17 protein-coding genes and 1 riboswitch are annotated in these 20,316 nt (G+C 47.7%); of the genes, 7 read left to right on the forward strand and 10 right to left on the reverse strand.

The window, feature by feature from the left end; all coding sequences use genetic code 11:
* Nucleotides 1–44 precede the first annotated feature (44 nt).
* Genes NOM90_RS05035 through NOM90_RS05045 form a run of 3 tightly spaced genes read right to left on the reverse strand, consistent with a single transcriptional unit; the run spans nt 45 to nt 4,510 of the window.
* The gene (locus tag NOM90_RS05035) at nt 45–2,288 is read right to left on the reverse strand and encodes a transglutaminase TgpA family protein (protein WP_255940403.1); all 2,244 of its coding nucleotides are present in this window, start codon (nt 2,286–2,288) and stop codon (nt 45–47) included.
* The gene (locus NOM90_RS05040; protein WP_255940404.1) at nt 2,285–3,550 is read right to left on the reverse strand and encodes a DUF58 domain-containing protein; all 1,266 of its coding nucleotides are present in this window, start codon (nt 3,548–3,550) and stop codon (nt 2,285–2,287) included. Before NOM90_RS05040 ends, NOM90_RS05035 begins: the two co-directional genes overlap by 4 nt.
* 3 nt (nt 3,551–3,553) lie before the next feature.
* On the reverse strand, nt 3,554–4,510 hold the full coding sequence (locus NOM90_RS05045; protein ID WP_255940405.1) for an AAA family ATPase: 957 nt from the start codon (nt 4,508–4,510) through the stop codon (nt 3,554–3,556).
* A 222-nt stretch (nt 4,511–4,732) separates the two neighbouring features.
* Between NOM90_RS05045 and NOM90_RS05050 the strand changes: the two genes are divergently transcribed.
* The 3 genes from NOM90_RS05050 to NOM90_RS05060 all read left to right on the forward strand — a co-directional run bounded on the left by NOM90_RS05050 (nt 4,733) and on the right by NOM90_RS05060 (nt 7,028).
* Complete coding sequence (locus NOM90_RS05050; protein ID WP_255940407.1) at nt 4,733–5,806, forward strand: M42 family metallopeptidase; 1,074 nt, start codon at nt 4,733–4,735, stop codon at nt 5,804–5,806.
* 115 nt (nt 5,807–5,921) lie between these two features.
* Complete coding sequence (locus tag NOM90_RS05055; protein ID WP_255940409.1) at nt 5,922–6,179, forward strand: helix-turn-helix domain-containing protein; 258 nt, start codon at nt 5,922–5,924, stop codon at nt 6,177–6,179.
* Between the two features lie 120 nt (nt 6,180–6,299).
* Nucleotides 6,300–7,028, forward strand: a complete 729-nt coding sequence (locus NOM90_RS05060) for a YwaF family protein (protein WP_255940410.1) — start codon at nt 6,300–6,302, stop codon at nt 7,026–7,028.
* 8 nt (nt 7,029–7,036) lie between these two features.
* Here the strand turns inward: NOM90_RS05060 and NOM90_RS05065 are convergent, their stop codons facing one another.
* Both NOM90_RS05065 and NOM90_RS05070 read right to left on the reverse strand, forming a co-directional pair.
* Nucleotides 7,037–7,822 carry an SDR family oxidoreductase gene (locus tag NOM90_RS05065; RefSeq protein ID WP_255940411.1) on the reverse strand — a complete coding sequence of 262 codons (786 nt, stop codon included), beginning with the start codon at nt 7,820–7,822 and terminating at the stop codon, nt 7,037–7,039.
* A gap of 401 nt (nt 7,823–8,223) precedes the next feature.
* Nucleotides 8,224–8,817 carry an NAD(P)H oxidoreductase gene (locus tag NOM90_RS05070; protein ID WP_255940412.1) on the reverse strand — a complete coding sequence of 198 codons (594 nt, stop codon included), beginning with the start codon at nt 8,815–8,817 and terminating at the stop codon, nt 8,224–8,226.
* 151 nt (nt 8,818–8,968) lie between these two features.
* Between NOM90_RS05070 and NOM90_RS05075 the strand changes: the two genes are divergently transcribed.
* Nucleotides 8,969–9,340, forward strand: coding sequence for a winged helix-turn-helix transcriptional regulator (locus tag NOM90_RS05075; RefSeq protein ID WP_255940413.1), 372 nt, complete (start codon nt 8,969–8,971; stop codon nt 9,338–9,340).
* A 33-nt stretch (nt 9,341–9,373) separates the two neighbouring features.
* Here the strand turns inward: NOM90_RS05075 and NOM90_RS05080 are convergent, their stop codons facing one another.
* Nucleotides 9,374–11,125, reverse strand: coding sequence for a glycoside hydrolase family 13 protein (locus tag NOM90_RS05080; RefSeq protein ID WP_255940414.1), 1,752 nt, complete (start codon nt 11,123–11,125; stop codon nt 9,374–9,376).
* Between the two features lie 175 nt (nt 11,126–11,300).
* On the opposite strand from NOM90_RS05080, the gene NOM90_RS05085 reads away from it, so the two are divergent.
* The 3 genes from NOM90_RS05085 to NOM90_RS05095 are packed head-to-tail and all read left to right on the forward strand — an operon-like array spanning nt 11,301 to nt 14,367.
* Nucleotides 11,301–12,290, forward strand: coding sequence for a Gfo/Idh/MocA family protein (locus NOM90_RS05085; RefSeq protein WP_255940415.1), 990 nt, complete (start codon nt 11,301–11,303; stop codon nt 12,288–12,290).
* Complete coding sequence (locus tag NOM90_RS05090; RefSeq protein WP_255940416.1) at nt 12,287–13,291, forward strand: AraC family transcriptional regulator; 1,005 nt, start codon at nt 12,287–12,289, stop codon at nt 13,289–13,291. The genes NOM90_RS05085 and NOM90_RS05090 overlap by 4 nt, the downstream gene beginning before the upstream one ends.
* The gene (locus NOM90_RS05095; protein ID WP_255940417.1) at nt 13,288–14,367 is read left to right on the forward strand and encodes a Gfo/Idh/MocA family protein; all 1,080 of its coding nucleotides are present in this window, start codon (nt 13,288–13,290) and stop codon (nt 14,365–14,367) included. The genes NOM90_RS05090 and NOM90_RS05095 overlap by 4 nt, the downstream gene beginning before the upstream one ends.
* A 252-nt stretch (nt 14,368–14,619) precedes the next feature.
* Here NOM90_RS05095 and pulA read toward each other — a convergent pair whose 3' ends face one another.
* From pulA to gcvH, 4 genes are all read right to left on the reverse strand, one after another.
* Nucleotides 14,620–17,670, reverse strand: a complete 3,051-nt coding sequence (gene pulA / locus NOM90_RS05100) for a type I pullulanase (RefSeq protein WP_255940418.1) — start codon at nt 17,668–17,670, stop codon at nt 14,620–14,622.
* A gap of 189 nt (nt 17,671–17,859) precedes the next feature.
* Entirely contained in the window at nt 17,860–18,387 is a 528-nt protein-coding gene (locus NOM90_RS05105; protein WP_255940419.1) for a GNAT family N-acetyltransferase, read from the reverse strand.
* A gap of 37 nt (nt 18,388–18,424) precedes the next feature.
* The gene (locus NOM90_RS05110; RefSeq protein ID WP_255940420.1) at nt 18,425–19,279 is read right to left on the reverse strand and encodes an SDR family oxidoreductase; all 855 of its coding nucleotides are present in this window, start codon (nt 19,277–19,279) and stop codon (nt 18,425–18,427) included.
* A 228-nt stretch (nt 19,280–19,507) separates the two neighbouring features.
* A complete protein-coding gene (gene gcvH, locus NOM90_RS05115) occupies nt 19,508–19,900 on the reverse strand; it encodes a glycine cleavage system protein GcvH (protein ID WP_255940422.1) in 393 nt (130 codons plus the stop codon).
* A gap of 246 nt (nt 19,901–20,146) precedes the next feature.
* Nucleotides 20,147–20,273, forward strand: a riboswitch (glycine riboswitch).
* Nucleotides 20,274–20,316 lie beyond the last annotated feature (43 nt).

A 20,316-nucleotide genomic window follows, 5' to 3' on the forward strand; every position in this document is an offset into this window, starting at 1 on the left:
CTATAGTGTTCAAACTCAAACTATATCACAGCGAACGCTTCACGTCAGCTACCGGATTGCGGTAAATTCGGCAAAACCGGATAATAGCCTTTCCAAGTTTTGCGAAGTTCGGCGCAATACTGCTGGATCTGTACCCATTCTTCCTCAGTTACACTTTCCGGGCTATAGCGCGCTTTTTCGAATTTTTTCAAAATCGGAGCCATCGCAGCATCGGTTCCGTTCACTTCTTTTTGCCAGCGTGCTACAGATTCACGCAGGGTTTCGTGTTCTTCGCGATGTAAGCCTTTGCGCTTCAAAAACTTCAAGAAGTTTTCGGTTTCCAGCACGACTTTTTGGCCTGCTGTTAATTTACCGCCCATACGCAGACCCATAATGAAGAAATAAATCGATTGACGACGTACCCAGAGCAAGTAAGCTCCCCAAGCTGCCACAACAACCGCCGCTGCAGATGCAATGATCGGCATCAGATTGGAATTGCCGCCTTGATCTTGCACAGCCGCAGGCGTATCTTCATTTTCGTCTTCTTGTTGCTGTTCAGGTTCTTCTTCCGGCTCTGGCGTTGTATCGGAAGCTTCCGGTGCGGATGCTTCTTCTAACAAAGGTACCGAGAAACCGCGCGTTGCTTCAACCGGAATCCAACCGTAATCGCCAAAATAAACTTCAGCCCAAGAATGGGCATTCGCATTCGTAACTTCATATTCCATACTATTTTGACTGAATTGATCCGGCGTTTCACCTGTAGAACTACCCGGCGCATAGCCTTTGACCCAACGAGCCGGAATCCCTTGCGAGCGAGCCATCATGACCATTGCGGTTGAGAAATAATCGCAGTAGCCTTCTTTAATATCGAACAAAAAGCTTTCTACAAAATCGTTACTTTCGCGACGCGACAATGCAGGGTTATTCGTATATTGATACTTTTGTTGCAAGTGCTGTTGAAGCAGATACACTTTTTCGTAAGGCGTTTTGCCGTTTTTGGTCACATCTGTCGCCAAATCGGTAACACGCTGCGGAAAGCCGCGCGGAATCTGAACATACCGATCTTCTACACCTTGCGGATACAATTCTTCGAACGTTGCTTTTTGAAGCTCGTCGACCGGTACGACTGGAACTTCAGAAGTAATCGTGTAGGTTTTTGGATAGATCGTGGTGCCGCGCCCTGCACGTTCTTGCCAATGCAGTTCGCTTTGCTCCGGTTTCCACTGCATCCGCGATTCGCCATTTTCGATATCGACATTTTCGACTGTATTGATTGAATACGCGCCGAACAATACCGGGTAGGTCGCATCGCTTTGCATCGTTACGCGCTGCGTTACCGTTTTGGTTGGCATCTTCGGTGCAGCTTCACGTTCCAAATCTTCTTCGCGAGCTACATTTTCCAATGTGCCCCAACCGCTATCATCATCCCAACCGCTTCCGGTATAGGTCATTCTCGTTTCACCACGCCAATAGCTGCGCTCTGTCGATTGAATCGTCATTACAGGCGTATAGTCGAAATTAAATCCGCCACCTAGCTGCCCATCTTCTCGGCTATATCCCGAAGCAGAAGCTTGACCTTGCAGCAGACCATTGGCATTAAAAGCCGTATTCGATGTGCCTTGCAACTGCCGCCACGCGGTATACGGATCTGTCAGAATCGGCTGAACAAAAGGCATATTTACGCCCGCCAAGATCACCAACGAAAATACAACAGCCGTATTGATCAACAATTTGAACGGATTGCGACGAATCGCTTTCCAGCCTTTAGGGAAACGCGTTTGGAATCTGCGAAAATGATCGCAAGCCAGCCAAGCCATGGTCGCAAACACGATCCAAGCGACAGGTTTCCAAAGCGGCACGACCGTAAAAGAATCCAATGCCGCAAGCGGTACAATATTGAAAAAAGCAAACATCAAAATCCGACGTTGGCTATTCACCGCTCGAATACAAAATTCAAAAATCAACCAAGCAATCAAAGCAAACCAAATATAAGGAAACATCGCTTGCGAAAATTGCTCGGCTCTCGAAAACAATAGGCCGCTCGGTTCAAAAATTTCATATCGTTCTAATGTCGTGTACGCGACAAAAATAAAGACAACCGCTTTTACACCGAGACGAAGCCACGAATCGTTTGGAAGCAACACATGGACAATCGCCACGGCGGTCAATACGCCCAGTACGAGCGCATTCGTTTCATCGAACCAGAACGTCCGGGTATACGTCAGCCATTGAATCGCAATAATCATTAACCAGATCGTAGATACAGCTGCGTACCACGACGATTTGAACGATTCTTTCCAATTCTTCATCGAACTCCTCCTTCCAATACCATCGGCAACTCATCGAGACTTCCTACGCGGTAAGTCGCAACGCCTTTGGTCCAAAGTGAAGATGCCCATTGCCGAGAAGCATTTGAACTTTCGGAATCCGACGTCGATGTTTCATCGATCTGAACGTGGCAAAAGCTCATTTGATGCGTTTGCGAAAAACGTACCAACTCCATAATAGAACCATCAGAAAGTGGCGTTACGACGATCAAAATCACACCTTTAGGCAAACGGTTTAATGCAGATTCCAATCCGGCAAGCAGCGTCCCTTGACCTTTGGGATCAAGATCAACCAAATGATCCATCATCGCGTGAATACGAGCTCGTCCTTGCACCGGTTCAAATACATGCGTTGTAGCTCCAAGCGAACAAAGTCCCATCGGAGTCGATTGACGTGCGCCGTATTCCAAGATCGAAGCCGCCGTCGATACCGCCGTCTCGAATTGCTTCGCGGAGCGGTAATGATTTTCGTAAGTGTCGAGTACAACCATTGTTTTGGGAATCGATTCGTACTCAAATTCTTTCGATTTCCATTCCCCTGTACGCGCTGTCGCATTCCAATGGATACGCGAGATTCGATCGCCGTAGACATAATCGCGAACACCGCCTACTTGATTCGTTTCACGACCGGATACATGCCCGACCGACTGCGGTCCAAGAAGCCGATTGCGCCGGTCCAGCAGTTGCCATTTTGCAATATGAGACGTTCTTGGCATCACCCGGAACTCCCCACGCGCCGAAAACGAACCCCGATGCTCGACCAGTCCAAAAATATCTTCGGTAACACATTCGGTTTGCGAAAAGGCATAACGCCCACGCTCAAGCGGCGGTGTCTGAAATAACAACTCACCGCTACCATTCATACTCGGAACCAAACTTTCTTCGAACGACCAGGTTTCCCCGCTATGCCGTTTGAGCGTTTCTCGAACAATCACATACGGAACAGGCAAAAAACCCGGAATATGCAGATGTAGACGAACGCGAATCTGATCCCCCGCATGAAGTACGCCGCCCCATTCTCCCGGTTCTCCGGAAAATTGACGTTCGCCGCGAGCGCGTGCGATTCCGTTCAATCCACCAAACAACAAATACACGCCGAATAACGTCACCATTGCGAATAACATGACCGACGTTTTGCCACCTTGAAAAAGCAAATAAAAAAGGCAACATACCCAAATCGAAATTAACATCGACAATTTGCCTGCAGAAAGTTTCGGTTTGAAAAGTTTCCAAATTTCCCGCATCGCTTAGCGTCCTATCGATACCGGCACGCTGCTGGCTGCCAGCAGATTACGAACCAACGATTCGGCATTCAAACTATCGAGGCGCGCTTCCGGACGAATCAAGATACGGTGCGGCAAAACAAATGGAGCCAGTTCTTTAATATCGTCAGGCAAAACAAAATCGCGCTCGTTGATAAACGCGTACGCTTTCGCAGCCAGTGCAAAAGAAATCGAGGAACGCGGGCTTGCACCTAGCAATACGGAAGGATGTTCACGCGTGGCGCGAATAATTCCAAGCATATAAGACGTTACGGCATCGTTCATATGAACATCGCGCACTTCGCGCTGAATCGAAGCGATCGTTGCCATGTCCGTCACGGCATGAAGCTGATCGGCAGGCTGCCCGATACGGTTGCTGTCGATCAGACTTTTTTCGGTTTCCATATCCGGATACCCCATATGCAGTTTCATCATAAAACGATCCAGCTGGGCTTCCGGCAATACATAGGTTCCTTCAAAATCAATCGGGTTTTGCGTCGCGCAAAGCATAAACGGATGCGGCAGCGGATGAGTCTCTCCATCGACAGTCACACTGCGCTCTTCCATCGCTTCAAGCAAAGCGGATTGCGTCTTCGTTGTCGCACGGTTGATCTCATCGGCAAGCAAAATATTCGACATGATCGGACCCGGGCGGAACTGGAAGCGTTCTTCGCGGGGATGATAGATCGACACGCCCGTAATATCGGTCGGCAATAAGTCGGGATTACACTGAACCCGGCGGTAACCGCCTTCCATCGAACGCGCCAATGCTTTGATCAACTGCGTTTTTCCGGTTCCCGGTACGTCTTCGATCAATACGTGACCCCCAGCGAGCAGCGCGGTCATTAGCAATTTTATTTCAAAGGTTTTACCCAGTATGCACGATTCAAGATTTGATCGGACTGAGGTAACAATCTGCATGGATTCGGAACTTACGGACATATGGATAACCTCCTAAGTCATTCTCCTTGTTTACGCCAAAACTTACTTTTTTGATGGTGCTTATATATTGTACATGATCAAAGCCCTCAACGCACATCCTGTGGTGCAAAAGACAATTTGTTTCCTTGACCGTGACAATTGAAAGATCAACCCGCATACTAGAAGGGTAGGAAACGCGAAGATTTTCGCGTTTCGGATTTCCAGACGAGGAGCGTGTACAGCATGAATAACGAAACATTGGCTTTGTTTAAAGAGTTAACGGAATTTCCGGCAGCACCCGGTTACGAGCGGGATTTGCGTGCCTTAGTGAAAAACAAACTGTCGGCGTATACCGAAGAATTCGTACAAGATCGAATCGGCAGTCTGTTTGGAGTAAAGCGTGGACCAGAAAACAGCCCAAAAGTCATGGTTGCCGGACACTTTGACGAAGTCGGTTTTCTTGTTAACGGAATTACCGAGACTGGATTGGTTCGTTTTCAACCGCTTGGCGGTTGGTGGAGTCAAGTCGTACTCGGTCAGCGCCTTCAGATCATTACCGAAAATGGCCCTGTAGTTGGCGTTGTCGGCTCTACACCGAAGCATTTGCTCGGTGAAGCTGAAGCGAGTCGCCCTGTTGATCTCAAAACGATGTATATCGACTTGGGTGCAGATGATCGCGCGGAAACCGAAAGCTTCGGCATCAAAATCGGTCAACAAATTTTGCCGATTTGCGAGTTCACTCCTTTATCCAATCCCAAAAAAATCATGGCAAAAGCTTGGGATAACCGTTACGGCGTCGGGCTTGCGATTGAACTCATGAAAGAACTTCACGGCGAGCAGCTTCCTAACACGTTGTACAGCGGAGCTACGGTGCAAGAAGAAGTCGGGCTTCGCGGAGCCAGAACCGCAGCGAATATGATCCAACCGGATATTTTCTTCGCGCTTGATTGTAGTGCGGCGAACGATATGACCGGTGATCGCAACTTGTTTGGACACCTCGGTCAAGGCGCTTTACTGCGTATTTTCGATCCTACGATGATTACGCACAAAGGCTTGCTTGAATATGTACAAGATACGGCTTCGACACATAAAGTCAAAGTTCAACCGTTCATCTCTCCAGGCGGCACAGACGCAGGTCAAGTTCATCTTAGCGGAATCGGCGTTCCTTCGACGGTGATCGGGATTTGCGGACGATATATCCATACGTCGTCTTCGATCATTCATACCGATGATTACGCAGCAGCCAAAGAACTTCTGATCCGTTTGGTTCGCGGTTTGGATCGTACAACCCTAAATACGATTATCGAACGCGCATAATGTCAACTGAAATCGTGTGAATGATTAAAAAATTTATTTTTTTTTAATCTTTAAGTCTAAAAAACTATCAGAAAAAGATCATCCCGTCCGATATAAGTCTTAAGGGGTGGTTTTAGTGGCAACTAAAGGACAAACGTTTTGCAAATACAGTTATGAAACCAAGTTAAAAGCTGTTCAAATGCGTATGGATGGAATGACGAAAAAGCAGGTGGCAAAAGAGCTGGGCATCTACGATCTCAATCGTCTAAAAATTTGGATGCGTAAATATAAAGCCCAAGGCGAACTAGGTCTAATAGACCACAGAGGTAGACGGGAAGATTCACTTATGGAGTCTGACTTTGCTGAAGCCGAGCTAACTGCGCAAAGCGTTTAATGACCGGTTCAACGATTTTTTTGGTGCGTCATGCGCAAAAAGCGGCAAACCCGAATACAAGCTGATCTCCAGCACGGGAACGCCGCTTTTTGGCGTGTCTGAAGGAGGTATCTCGATCTGATGTTGACGTCTTTTTTCTCTTCAAATGTTGAAGATCCGTTTTCCGCATTTTCTTCAGCCCATATTATCGCTTTGAGTTTATTTGTCGTAGCTGCTATCTTTATGTTTACTTTTCGACATACAATCCGTAATCATGCAAAATTCGCTTTTATTCTGCGCTGGGTGCTGATCGGTATTCTTGTCATCGCGGAAGTTTCTTTACATATCTGGTATATCGTCACCGATGTATGGAATGCTCGTTATACGTTACCTCTTGAATTATGCAGCCTGATGCTTCTTGCTTCGATTATCATGCTGATGAGTCGTAGCCAATTTTTAGCCGGTGTTGTCTTTTTTGCTGGTATTGGCGGAGCGCTTCAAGCTTTATTGACACCTAACCTTGCTTACGACTATCCGCATTTTCGTTTTATTCAATTTTTTGTTGCACATGCAGCTATTATATTGTCCGCGCTCTACATGGTCTGGATCGAAAAGTTCCGTCCGACTTGGCGAACGATCTTGACCGCAATGCTTTCGCTAAACATCATCGCTCTGATCGTATATGGACTGGATTGGTTATTGGACGCCAACTATATGTTTCTTCGTCACAAACCGGATACGCCGTCCATTCTGGATCTATTCGGTGAATATCCGCTTTATTTACTCGTTGAAGAATTGCTTGCTTTATTTACGTTCACAACGTTGTATCTCGTCTTTTTCGTGATTCCTGACGCATGGCGACGCAAATAGTTGGCTGATTACAGCAATGATTCTGCGCCGTCTACATAGACTTCGGTGCCACTTACATGCGAAGAATCATCCGAAGTCAAAAACAAAACGAGCTGCGCCACTTGTTCCGGTTTGCCAGGGCCTTTTTCGAGCGGATGACTACCTTCGGGATATTCAACCGGGATTCTGATTTCTTTCAGGTCATCGCTCGGGAATGTGTTTTTACTAATGTTCGTTTCGATTGCGCCTGGGCAGATCACGTTCACGCGGATTTTGTAACGAGCCAGTTCAAGCGCCGCCATTTTTGCAAAAGCGACTTGACCGGCTTTGGACGAAGAATAAGCCGAAAATCCAGTGCCTGAAAAGGTACGGTTACCGTTGATTGAACTGGTGATCACGACGCTACCGCCTTGTTTTTTCAAATATGGGATCGCATATTTTACCGTAGCGAAAGTTCCACGGAGGTTCGTTTCGAGCGTGCGGTTCCAATCTTCGATCTCCATCGTCTCGATCGGAGCTGCCGCACCATTGATTCCGGCATTTGCAAATACGGTGTCGATCGTTCCCCATAACTCTCCGACTTGCTTGATCGCGGCTTGTACGTCCTGTGGCTTGGAGACGTCACATTCGATCGCGATTGCTTCGCCTCCGGCTTGCTGGATCTCCGCTTGAGTTTCTTTTGCTGAATCGGTCGTGAGTTCGAGCAAAGCGACTTTGGCGCCTTCTGCGGCTAAAAGAATAGCACTTGCTTTTCCGATTCCTGATCCTGCTCCTGTAACTACAGCTACTTTGCCTGCCATTCTTCCTGTCGCCATATGGTGATCCTCCCCATTTTTCTAGAATAGATGGTTGAATTTGGTTTCCTCATGTATCGGTAACCTTTCTAGGTTGGTCTGAAACCGCTTACGAATACGTTTTAGGGAGGCGCGGATCGAATAATTCGTTACGGTCGCTTGTTGAACTCAGGAAAATGGATTGAAATTGTAAGGGATTTTCCCGAATAGCGGTGCAAATTTAACGGTAGACTACCGGAAAATCTGCACCACAAAGGCGAACATTTTAAGCCTATGCTTCCGAAGTATCTTTTCTTTGAAAAGATTTTATTGCACTAAATTTCTCTCTCCGCTTAGGTTGAGTTGGGAGTGAATTTTAGATCAAAAAATTTTAGGTCAAAACAAAAAAGGTACGGGACATTTTTTTGTCCGCACCTTTTTTATTAATTATTGAATACTTTTTCTTGGGAGTATTCGAGTCCAGAGCGGTAGGCTTGTTCTAGCAAAAGTCGATAGTGTTCGGGTTCATTGTCTTCTGTTTCATAAAGGAATTCGACTTTGGAATTGGATACGCCGCAGTAATCTGCGATGCCGATATTCAGGAGTGTCTGAATAGACTCGCCGTAATTGCGTTTATCCATCTGTTCTTTCGATACGCCTGCGAGAGCTAACCACAGGATCTTCTGATGATGAAGTTGGTTTGTACCATAGGCGAATCCGTTATTCATCACCCGATCGATATATCCTTTGAGCATGGCAGGAAGATGCCACCACCAGATCGGGAAAACGAATGTGATCGCGTCATGTTTTCTCAGACGCTCCATTTCCGCTTCGACTTGCGGCGAAAAGTTATGGTTGGGCGTATTATGCTGAGCAGGCTCATCGATCCCTTGTAGTAGGGGATCAAAGCCGATTCGGTGCAAATCGAGTATCTCGTACGTATGCCCCGCATCGGTTAAGCCTTGAGCAAAACGCTGCGCAGCCTGAAAAGTCAATGAGTCTGTTCTCGGATGTGAAACGACGATTAATACGTTCATATCGCTGTAACCCCTCGCTTTCTAAACCTGTTTGGATAGTCATCTTATCGCTCTGATGCTATTATAAACACGGCTAGAGTATCCCGGAAGTACGCACTTTAATGTGCCCTAGGAACATTAAAGTGCCCTAGGCATACAGGAGGAATGACCAATGAACGAACAGACAGAACCCCATTCACCGAAAAAATACCGAGTCGGCGTAGAAGCGGCACTGGAAGTCATGGGCGGCAAATGGAAGCCACTCATAATCTACCATCTGATAGATGGCGCCAAGCGAACATCCGAACTCCGTAGACTGATGCCCGATATTACGCAAAAGATGCTCACCGCCCAGCTCCGAGCGCTTGAAAAAGACGATATTATTATTCGCAATGCATACAACGAAATTCCGCCTAGAGTCGATTACGAACTCACGCCTTACGGTAAAAGTCTTAAGCCTGCGCTGGATCTGCTGTGTTATTGGGGCGAAGAACATCTGGATAAAGTACATGGCGATAAATCCAAAGTATTGGAAGACTTTTAAGTTAATCTATCCGCTCCGACTAAATGTTTTTCGTTATCGTTTTCGATAAACCAACGATTGATACGGAAGTAGATCAACCTTTATAGGGTCTTCTTTTTTAGAAAAAACAGAATGCGTCAATACATCGGCTTTAGGATGGCTAATCAGACATTCCCCTTCTTCCCAGACGAAAGACCATTTGGCGTCGATAAGGCAGGTCTGCGGTTGGTCGGAGAAGTTTAGGATAATCAGCCAAGTTTCTTGTTCGTAGGTTCGCGTATAAGCAAGAATCCATTCTTCTTCAATAGGCAGCATATCCAAGTCGCCTTTGGTGAGAATAGGCGATTCTCGGCGAAATTGAATCAGACGACGATAATGATGAAAAACAGAATGTGGATCGCTACGTTCGGCTTCCGCATTGAACTCTTTCCCTTGCGGGCTCATCGGAATCCACGGCTCTACCTCGGAAAATCCTGCGTATTCTCCTCCTGTCCAGTGCATAGGCGAACGTGCGCCGTCTCGACTACGCGCGTGAAAACTTGCCAAAATTTCTTTTTCCGATTCTCCGGCTTGGATTCGTCTGTGGTATGCCGATAATGTGCCTTTGTCTCGATATTGATCAGGATGATCATAATCGGCGTTTGGCATCCCAAGTTCTTCGCCTTGATAGACGATCGGCGTTCCGGGAAGCGTATGCAAAAAAGTTCCGATTGCTTTGGCGGCAGCTACGTTTAATGCTTTTCCTTCTGCCCCGCCTATTTCGGACACATCGCCGAATAGAGTACCGATCATGCGAGGATGGTCATGCGTATTCAAATACAGCGCATAAGCGCCTTTTCCGAATACGTTTTTGTACCAACGCACAATACTTTCTTTTAATAACTCAGGCGACCAGTGAGGATCGTTTTTCCACGGATGACCATAATCTTTGCCGATACGAATCATTTCCATTTGCAGCACCATATCCAGCTCTTTGCGCTCGGGCGCAGTATAAAGGATCACTTCGTCCATCGTCACTGTAGGCGCTTCGCCCAATGTTAAGGTTCCCGGAACCCGTCCGAATGTAGCTTCATGTAATTCTTGCAAAAACTCATGGATCTTCGGGCCGTTTTTATAAAACTGCTGACCTTTTGGATGTCTGGCATCGTCAGGCGCATCGGGGAAATCTGGATGTTTGGAGATCATATTGATCGCATCCAACCGAAATCCGTCTACTCCTTTATCGAGCCAAAAATTAATCATCGTATAGAGTTCTTCCCGCATCTTCTTATTTTCCCAATTCAGATCCGGTTGTTTTTTATCGAAAATATGTAAATAGTATTCGCCTGTCTCTTCCTCCCATTCCCATGCCGAATCTTCGGAAAAAGATCGCCAGTTATTGGGAGGTTCACCGTTGCTGCTTGGAGGTTGCCAAATATAATAGTCCCGATACGGATTGGTTTTGGACGATCGGGATTGTTCAAACCATGAATGTTCATCCGATGTATGGTTCAAAACAAGATCCATCATCAATTTGATGTCGTGTTCATGCAATTTTGCGATCAACTCTTCCAACTGCTCCATCGTGCCGTACGCGTCGTGAATTTTGTAGTAATCACGGATATCGTATCCGTTATCTTCCATAGGCGAATCGCAGATCGGACCGATCCAGACCGCGCTGATTCCCAGCTCAGCCAAATACTCCACTTGCGCAAGCATTCCTCCCAGATCTCCCCAACCATCACCGTTACTGTCTTTGAAACTAGGGGGATACAGTTGATAAATTACACCTTCCAGCTTTGCTTTTGCTTGGTCTGTTGATCCCATCTCTCTCCTCCTCGCTGTTCTTGTTAGGGGATAACCTTAAATTCGTCTCGCTAAACGTCGTGTCGTCATATTGAAGGTTAAATGTCGCAACGTTTTAGTGAATCTGGTAGTTGTGTATGCTATTTTAAGTAGGGAATGTCAGAATATTGGACACGACGCATAGGAGGGAAACATCTTGAAAATTCGTATAGGTAAAGTAAGTCTTTGGCATGTGCATGCTTGGGATTATATCGCTCAAGCGCAAGAACATCCGGATACCGAGATTGCAGCGGTTTGGGACGAAGTTCCGCAGCGTGGACGTGAAGCCGCTGAGCGACTAGGTGTACCTTTTCACGAAACTTTAGAAGATTTACTCGCTTCCGACGATGTAGACGCCGTCATTATCGATGCTCCAACAAACCGTCACGAAGAAGTCATTGTCGCTTCTGCTCGTGCAGGCAAACATATTTTCACAGAAAAAGTCATTGCTCAGACCGAAGCCGAAGTAGACCGTATCCTTGCAGAAGTCGAAAAGTATGGAGTCAAATTGACGGTCTCCCTGCCTCGATTGAACGATGGCTATACGCTCGCGATTCAAGATATTTTACAGCGCGAATTACTAGGCACAGTTACTTACGTTCGCGTCCGACTGTCGCATGACGGGGCTTTGGCAAACTGGCTTCCTGAACATTTCTATAACGCAGAACAATGCGGCGGCGGTGCTTTGATCGATCTGGGTTGTCATCCGATGTATTTGTCTGCGCTATTCTTAGGTCAGCCGATTACAGCGGTCAGCGCCAATTTCGGGTATATCACCGGCAAAGAAGTCGAAGACAACGCGCTTGCTACTTTGTTTACCGCTTCTGGCGCAATTGCTTCGGTGGAAGCCGGATTCGTCAATCCATACTCGCCTTTTACGGTTGAGGTTCACGGTATAGAAGGTACCGTACTGTATGGAACACCGGATAACCAATTGCTGCTGCGTTCGAAAAAAGATCCTCAAGCAACCGAATGGACGCCTCAATCGATCCCTGATCCTAAAGTGAGCGCTTTTGAACAATGGGTCTCCCATATCCAAAAAGATACAATCGCTTCGGAAAATATTGCGATAGCGGCGCAGCTTACCCGTCTGATGGAAGCTGCGAATAGATCGGCAAAAACCGGTAGCGCCGAACGTTTGATATGAACGTACGTTTTGCGCAGTCTCCTTTTCGATATGAAACGATGTTCGAAAAAAGCGATCTGTTAGAACGATTGGATATTACCGTGGTCTGGGGACATTATGAGATTCGCGTGTTGCGTTTTCATTTAACATCGTTCGAACCGGGCAGGGTGATCGGCTTCCATAATCATTCGACTTACGAGTTTCATTTTATTCCTCGCGGAGCCGGTCGGGTTATTCTTGGCGAACAGCCCTACTCCCTTTCCGAAGGAATGTTATATCTGACCGGTCCCGGCGTCATGCACTATCAAGAAGCGGATTCGCAGCAAGCGATGGAAGAACTTTGTTTGCATCTGGATATTACATCGAAATTCAATCCTTCTGCCGATCCGTGGGATGCCGCGGAAGCCGAAGAATGTATTCAAAAATTGAAGGCGCTTCCTACAAGACCGACTGCCGATACGCAAGGTGCAATGCCCTGCTTTTTGGATGCGTATCAAGCTTGCGAAAGCAAACGGATCGGCTACTATACCGATATTCGGATGCAAGTCATTTCGATTCTGCTCAAAACGATTCAAGCTTACGATTCCGGCGATATGACGACGCAAGCGCCAAGCAGAGATATGGTCGCTTATCGGTACGAGTATGCGGTGCGCTATATCCAAGCTAACTATGCCTCCGGGCTTCGACTCGAAGATGTAGCGGAAAAGTTGGACTTGAGCGCCCGTCAGCTTCAACGAATTTTTCGCGATATCAATCCCGATCGACCGTTCAGCCGGATCTTGGAAGATATTCGTCTACAAGCGGTATGCGATCGTCTTCGCACCAGCCGTTTGTCGATCGAAGCGATTGCCGAACTGGAAGGGTTTTCGACCGCTGCGTATTTGCATACGGTCTTTCGCAAACGCATGGGCATGCCTCCTTCCGTTTACCGGAAAAAGAAAGAATCTGAACTGCACCGTGAACCGTCGGAACTCTCTGAACCTTTGCTTGCCTATACCAAAAACGAGGTGAACCCTACATGACTAAAATCTATAAAATCGGAATCGTCGGCTGCGGCGGCATTGCAAACGGTAAGCATCTGCCTAGTTTGAGCAAATTGAAAAACGTTGAATTGGTTGCTTTTTGCGATCTCGTTGTAGAACGTGCAGAAGAAGCCGCTGCTAAATATGGTACGGAGGATGCGAAAGTCTACAGCGACTATAACGAATTGCTGAAAGATTCGACTATCGATATCGTACATGTATTAACGCCAAACGAATCTCATGCCAAAATCTCGATCGCGGCTTTGGAATCCGACAAACACGTCATGTGCGAAAAGCCGATGGCAAAAACAGCAGCCGAAGCCCGTCAAATGGTCGAAGCCGCTAAAGTCTCCGGCAAAAAGCTTACGATCGGTTACAACAACCGTTTCCGTCCCGATAGCCAGCATCTCAAACAAATCTGCGAAGCCGGTACGCTCGGTCATATTTATTACGCAAAAGCTCATGCGATTCGCCGTAGAGCCGTTCCGACTTGGGGCGTATTTTTGGATGAAGAAAAACAAGGCGGCGGCCCGCTGATCGATATCGGTACTCACGCGCTTGACCTGACGCTGTGGATGATGGACAATTACAAACCGAAAGTCGTACTCGGCACAAAATACCATGAGCTATCTCAACGCGAAAATGCAGCCAACGCTTGGGGACCGTGGGACCCGGCTAAATTCAAAGTCGAAGACTCTGCTTTTGGCATGATCGTGATGGAAAACGGAGCGACTGTCGTCTTAGAATCCAGCTGGGCGATCAATTCGCTCGATGTGGATGAAGCCAAATGCAGCCTGAGCGGCAGCGAAGGCGGCGCCGATATGAAAAACGGTCTACGGATCAATGGCGAAGAATTCGGACGCCTGTATACCAAAGAAGTCGATCTGTCCGCAGGCGGCGTTGCTTTCTATGAAGGCACGGCCGAAAGCGATGCGGATCTCGAAATGTATCGCTGGATCGATTGTATTGAGCATGATCGCACCCCAACCGTAACGCCGGAACAAGCTTGCGTGGTATCGGAAATTCTCGAAGCCATTTACGAGTCTGCTCGTACAGGCAAAGCAGTATATTTGTAAGTGTAAAACCTCGGACTTAGTGGGGGATGGATGAGGGCGCGGCGCTATGCGAGAATTTCGTTCAAACCGCTGTTTCACTCGGAAAGTGGATTGGATTTGAATAAAGGATCTTTCCGAGTTCAAAGGCGTTTTTCTCTGAAATTCTCGCTTCGCTTGGGTCCTCGGTTTTGGTAAAGCATTGCGGCTTTCTACGAAAGCGCAACTAGATCGAATAGCTTAAAAAGCCCCGTGAACGCCACGAGGCTTTTTAAGCTATTTAGATTCTGGAAGTTCTGAGTCAATGACCTCTTCGTCTTCGCTTGGATCGACAGGCTCCGCATTAGCGTCGGCTAAAGCAAGTTCTTCAGCTGCCGCACGTTCAGCGGAAGCTTGTTCCAACTGAGCGAACTTGGCTTGTTCAACCGAGATTTCCGATTCTTCGAGCGCTTCCGACGTTACGCGGAATTCGCCGCTGCGAATCCGAATTCGCACCCATCCTCCTTTGATCGCCGCAAGATCGATATAACGATCGGCTGCGATATCTTTCTTTTCCCATTCTTCGTGTCGAACGATAAAGCCCAAGCTGGCTACGTCAGGTGCGACTTCAAGTAACGCAGCCGCTTTGTTTTCGCTAATATCGACAAAATCAACCCGCCGACTACCGAAAGCTGCGCCCCATACCCATAAGTTCCAACCTGCGTAATCTTGATCTTCGCGTTCATATTCCACAATTAAAGTACGTGGTTTAAAATCGCGCACTTTCAGCGCAAGCTGTGCTTGTACGCCTTCGCCTATGACCGAAATGACTGCGCGACCGGGCTGCACCCCTGTTACTCTGCCGGCTTGATTGACCGTAGCGATTCCCACGTCGCTGGAACGCCATTCCAGCCTTGAAGCCGACATTGGATTGCCGAACGGGTCTTTCGGCTCCGCTTGAAGCTTTAAGCTGCGTCCGACATACAACCGTTGTACGCCAGGTTCCACCGTAAGCCCGATCTGATGAATCGTCCGACGCTCAATCAATACGGCTGTACTGCTGCGCATATCTCCGCATACCGCCGTAATCAGAGCACGACCCATTCCGATTGCCCACGCCGAACCGTCTCTGCGAATAATAATCTTCTCAGGATCAGACGAGTGGTAAGACACTTCGGCTTCAGGCATACGCCGTCCGCGTTGATCGCGTACCGTCGCTTGCAAAAATAGCTTTTCGCCCGGCTGCACAACGCCCGGCATATTTTCCCACTCCAGTAGCGCAGGTTCCGGCTTGTAATCGTCTTCTTCATCGTAGAGCACCATGCTCGATAATGCAGGAACTTGCACCGAATCCGAAGCTTCGCCCAACACTTCGATACCCGCTTGCTGATGATTCACGACAATTTTCCACGGACGAACACGCGCAGGAAGTTCAATTCTTTGCTCCGATTCTGAAGCATTATGCACAACCGCTATCGTTCGCCATAAATCGCCGCCGGCATGATCATTAAGCGTAAACCCAACGACACCTCCGTGCATACGGAACACATCCATATGCCGCTCAATATCGCCACGTGTTTTCAAACGGAAAGCCCGATGCGAACGACGAAGCTCAATCAGCCCTTGAATATAATCGTTCACGCCATAAAACCGATCTTTGTTGCTCCAACGAATCGCATTCACCGCATCCGGGCTTCGGTAACTGTTATGATCGCCGTATTTACTGCGCAACATTTCATCGCCCGCTCCGATAAACGGAACGCCTTGTGCAGTCAAGACAAGACCATAAGCCAAAAGTTGCCTTTTCACCAGATCATGCTCTAACGGATTTTCACCTAAGATTCGATAAGGGTCGCATTGCTCCACCGCTTCCACTGCCGAAATGCCCGAAGCCGGTTTTCCGTTATCAAATTCGATGAGCCCTGCCGCTTCCCATTGTCCGCGTGATTTCACAAGCTTATCCCACAAAATCAGGTTATCGTGCGCCGTGACGTAATTGATGCTTTCCGCAGGTTCCGCTGCAAAATCGTGCACCGCTCCGCGCAGCCCTTGCGCAATTTCGCCTTCTTTACCGGGAGCGCCGGTAATAAAGCCGGTTCCCCAACCGTCGCCGTCGCCTTTTAGCGCGTTACGGAAGTTATCATTGAATACGGCGAAGCCTCCGCCTTGCTGAGCGCCTTTGAGCGTCAATTCGCGAAGCGGCGAATCCAGCGCTGTCCACGGCTCGCCGTAGATTAAAATCGTGGGATCGACTTTCTCATGGAGTACCGACGCAATCGTACGCATCGTCGTTGTATCGATCAGACCCATCAAGTCGAACCGGAATCCGTCGATATGATATTCTTCTGCCCAATAGAGCAGCGAATCGAGGATGTACTTCCGTACCATCGGGCGTTCGGTAGCCAGCTCATTGCCTACGCCAGAACCGTTGCTGAGTTGACCGTATTTATTGATTCGATAAAAGTAACCGGGTACGACCGGATCAAAAGGTCCGTCTTCAACGGAAAACGTATGGTTGAACACGACATCGACGACGACGCGGATTCCTTTGGCATGAAGCGCTTGAACCAGCTGCTTCAATTCGCGGATACGCGACTCCGGGTTATGCGGTTCGGACGCGTAAGACCCTTCGGGCACATTATAATTTTGCGGATCGTAACCCCAGTTGTACGATTCGGGCGTGATTTCGCATTCATTCACGGTGCAAAAATCATACACCGGAAGCAGATGCACATGCGTAACGCCGAGTTCTTCCAAATGATCGATCCCGATTTTCCGACCTTCTTTGGTTGTAATATGGTGTTCGGTAAACGCTAAATACTGCCCGGAATGATTCATTTTCGCATCTTCCGAAGACGAAAAATCGCGTACATGCAGCTCGTAAATAACCGAATCGACCGCGTGTCTGAGCGGCGGACGCATATCGTTTTCCCAGCCTTTGGGATCGGTACGCTTCATATTGACGATTGCGCCACGCTGACCGTTCGCCGAAGCGGCTTTCACATACGGATCGACCACATAACGGCTTTGGGTGTGATCGCCGATTTTATACGTAATATGGTACAGATAATAATGACCTTCAAGATCGCCGGGTACGACGATACTCCAGACGCCATACTCGTCTTCTTCCATCTTCAGTTCGCGCCCGCCGGAGTGGTCGGTTACTTTTCCGGCTTTATCGTATTGACCTTCGTCATCGTAGATGACAACCTGAACTTTTTCCGCACCGGGAACCCAGACTTTGAAAGTGCTATATTGCGGAGAAAAGGTCAACCCCAGATCGCCATAAGGATAAGCTTCGAAATCGGGACAGTCTAATGTATCGTTAAAGTTCAAAATATTCGACATCTTGGTTCACCCCTCTGATTTCTTTTGATGCTTCTTTTCCATACTTGGACGAGAATAGGCAAACGGACGCAAAAAAGTTTACTTTTATGATCCATTTTCGCATTTTTTTGACCAATCGAAAAAACGGAGCGTCGGTGACACTCCGTTGCTTGTGTAGATCTTTTCCGAGTGCGTACGTTGTAACTGTGACTAGGCTAGGCGCAAGCCCAAAATGATCAGATCGCGTTCGATTCCGTCCAATACGGCAACCCGCGGCAAATTCCCCCAAGATTGAAAACCGTACTTTTGTAGCAATCTCAAACTTGGCTCATTATGACCAAATACAAAACCTAGCAATGTATTTACGCCAAGTGCCGGGCTTTCGTCGATCGCTTTTTGTAACAAACGACTCCCTGCACCGGTTCCTCTTAACGATTCGTCCACATACACGCTCACCTCAGCCGTAGCATCGTAAGCCGGACGACCGTAGAAAGACTGCAAACTGATCCAAGCGAGTACACGCCCGTCTTGTCTCATCACCCATAATGGACGACGTGACGGCACATGTTCTTCAAACCAAGCATGACGACTTTCGACTGTGATCGGTTCAAGATCAGCAGTCACCATGCGTCCGGCAATCGTGGAGTTATAAATATTAACAATTGCCGGCAGATCTTCCATAGTTGCAAGCTCGATCTGTGGCAATGCGTGAGAGGTCTGATTATTAACTGTCGTCATGTGGTTTTCCCCCGTTATCTTGATCTGATTCGTTAAATTATTTGAACGTGAATCCGACTTCTTTTTCGCTCCATGCCCATAACTTAGCCGCAACTTCGTCATCCTCCGCTTTTGCTTGTAAAGATTGCGGTTGACTCCGGTAAAAGTATTCGCGCGAAATCCCTTCAACTTCAGCGCTATCGGCAAGATAAATCGCAGTCGAAGCGCCTTCCGCCGGAGTCTGGAACGAAGGCAATTTGCCGAGCGCCCGGTACACGCCTTGTCCGAATCCAGTCCCGCGATCAATCCCGAGCTGCGTTAAGACGGCTCCCGGATGAAGCGAATTCACCGAAATTCCTGAATGATAAGTGCGTAAAGCGAGTTCTCGCGCGAATAAGATGTTGGCTAGTTTCGATTGCCCATAAGACTTCACGACGTTGTATCCTTTTCGCAAATGGGGATCTGCAAAATGAATACGTCCGGCTTTATAAGCACCCGAAGCCACGACTACGATTCTTCCGTGATCTGATGCTTGCACGAGATCAAGCAACAGATTTGTAGATAAAAAATGCCCTAAATGATTGACGCCAAGCGCAAGTTCGAATCCGTCTGTTGTTTCTTGTCGTTTTGGACTAATTACACCTGCATTATTAATTAGGACATCAAGATGAGATACCCGTCCATGAATATCGTCTGCAAAATTTCGGATCGAAGATAAGTTGCCTAGATCGCCCAAAACCAGTTCAGCTGAACCGCTTCCTCCGGCAGCTTCGACTTGATGCAAAGCTTGTTCACCGCGCTGCGCACTCCGACAAAGCATCAGAACCCGGTACCCACGCTGTACCAATTCAATCGTAGTTGCGAGCCCCATTCCTGCGTTCGCGCCTGTAACCAGTGCCGTTTTCCCGTTCACTCTCGGTTCCTCCTTGAGGTCATCGTTTGATCACTTTTTTCGATACGTTAACTTACCCTCCATCATAAACCAGCGCCTTGTGAACTGACAATGCAAGCTTTGAACAAAACATAAAGAAAAGTCTTTTTGCTTGATAGCTAACTTCCTTATAACGTCAAAATGGGCAGCGATCTGCGCTGTGTTTTTCACAACGCGGATCGCCGCCCTTTTCTGGTTTAACCGTTGATGTTAGTCTTGTTGCTCCGCTTCGTATTGCTCAGGAGTCAGCAGACCTGCTAGCAGCGCATCGGCTTCACCGTCTGGCTGAATCTCAATCATCCAACCGTCGCCGTAAGGTGCGCTATTCACCAGTTCCGGTTCGCTTTCGAGCGCTCCATTCACCGCTGCAATCGTACCCCCAACAGGGCAGAACAGATCCGAGACCGTTTTAACCGATTCAATCGAACCGATACTTGCTTCTGCTGCGACATCTGCACCTTCTTCCGGTAATTCAACGAAAACGATATCTCCCAGTTGATGCTGGGCAAAATCGGTAATACCGAGGCGCAGATTACCGCTTGGCAGCTTTTCCACCCATTCATGATCTTTGGTATAGTACAGACCTGCTTTAACTTCGCTCATTGTGTAATTCGCTCCATTTCGCTGTATTTCCGAATATTCGGCTGATTTAAACTTTGTGTTGTTCGGGAATTTTCCGCGCTTTTAGCTTAAAGCAGCTTATTTAACGTGTCAATGTTCCTCACAATATTTTTGTTAAAATACAAACTTTTGTTGACAACACGCAGTCATATCCCTTAATAATTAGGATAAAGCATTTGAAGTGCATTTTGCAAAAAAACGAACATTTCCATTTAAACCTATAGGCGAGTGAACGCACAGGGAGAGAGTACCGGACGCTAAAACGTCGCAGGTGCCGCCGAAGGAGTAAACCGATTGATCGTTTGGAACAAGCGATACCGGTGAATCTCTCAGGCAAAAGGACCTTTGCTGGACGCCACTCTGGAGAGCATTCGCGCAGAAGTCGATCAAGATCGCGA

The organism is Saccharibacillus sp. JS10 (genome assembly GCF_024436065.1).
Taxonomy (GTDB): domain Bacteria; phylum Bacillota; class Bacilli; order Paenibacillales; family Paenibacillaceae; genus Saccharibacillus.

What these genes read in the sequence shown, in the direction of transcription:
- NOM90_RS05035 (WP_255940403.1), bottom strand. Translation starts at nt 2,288, where the DNA reads ATGAAGAATTGGAAAGAATCGTTCAAATCGTCGTGGTACGCAGCTGTA.
- NOM90_RS05040 (WP_255940404.1), bottom strand. Translation starts at nt 3,550, where the DNA reads ATGCGGGAAATTTGGAAACTTTTCAAACCGAAACTTTCTGCAGGCAAA.
- NOM90_RS05045 (WP_255940405.1), bottom strand. Translation starts at nt 4,510, where the DNA reads ATGTCCGTAAGTTCCGAATCCATGCAGATTGTTACCTCAGTCCGATCA.
- NOM90_RS05050 (WP_255940407.1), top strand. Translation starts at nt 4,733, where the DNA reads ATGAATAACGAAACATTGGCTTTGTTTAAAGAGTTAACGGAATTTCCG.
- NOM90_RS05060 (WP_255940410.1), top strand. Translation starts at nt 6,300, where the DNA reads ATGTTGACGTCTTTTTTCTCTTCAAATGTTGAAGATCCGTTTTCCGCA.
- NOM90_RS05065 (WP_255940411.1), bottom strand. Translation starts at nt 7,822, where the DNA reads ATGGCGACAGGAAGAATGGCAGGCAAAGTAGCTGTAGTTACAGGAGCA.
- NOM90_RS05070 (WP_255940412.1), bottom strand. Translation starts at nt 8,817, where the DNA reads ATGAACGTATTAATCGTCGTTTCACATCCGAGAACAGACTCATTGACT.
- NOM90_RS05075 (WP_255940413.1), top strand. Translation starts at nt 8,969, where the DNA reads ATGAACGAACAGACAGAACCCCATTCACCGAAAAAATACCGAGTCGGC.
- NOM90_RS05080 (WP_255940414.1), bottom strand. Translation starts at nt 11,125, where the DNA reads ATGGGATCAACAGACCAAGCAAAAGCAAAGCTGGAAGGTGTAATTTAT.
- NOM90_RS05090 (WP_255940416.1), top strand. Translation starts at nt 12,287, where the DNA reads ATGAACGTACGTTTTGCGCAGTCTCCTTTTCGATATGAAACGATGTTC.
- NOM90_RS05095 (WP_255940417.1), top strand. Translation starts at nt 13,288, where the DNA reads ATGACTAAAATCTATAAAATCGGAATCGTCGGCTGCGGCGGCATTGCA.
- pulA (WP_255940418.1), bottom strand. Translation starts at nt 17,670, where the DNA reads ATGTCGAATATTTTGAACTTTAACGATACATTAGACTGTCCCGATTTC.
- NOM90_RS05105 (WP_255940419.1), bottom strand. Translation starts at nt 18,387, where the DNA reads ATGACGACAGTTAATAATCAGACCTCTCACGCATTGCCACAGATCGAG.
- gcvH (WP_255940422.1), bottom strand. Translation starts at nt 19,900, where the DNA reads ATGAGCGAAGTTAAAGCAGGTCTGTACTATACCAAAGATCATGAATGG.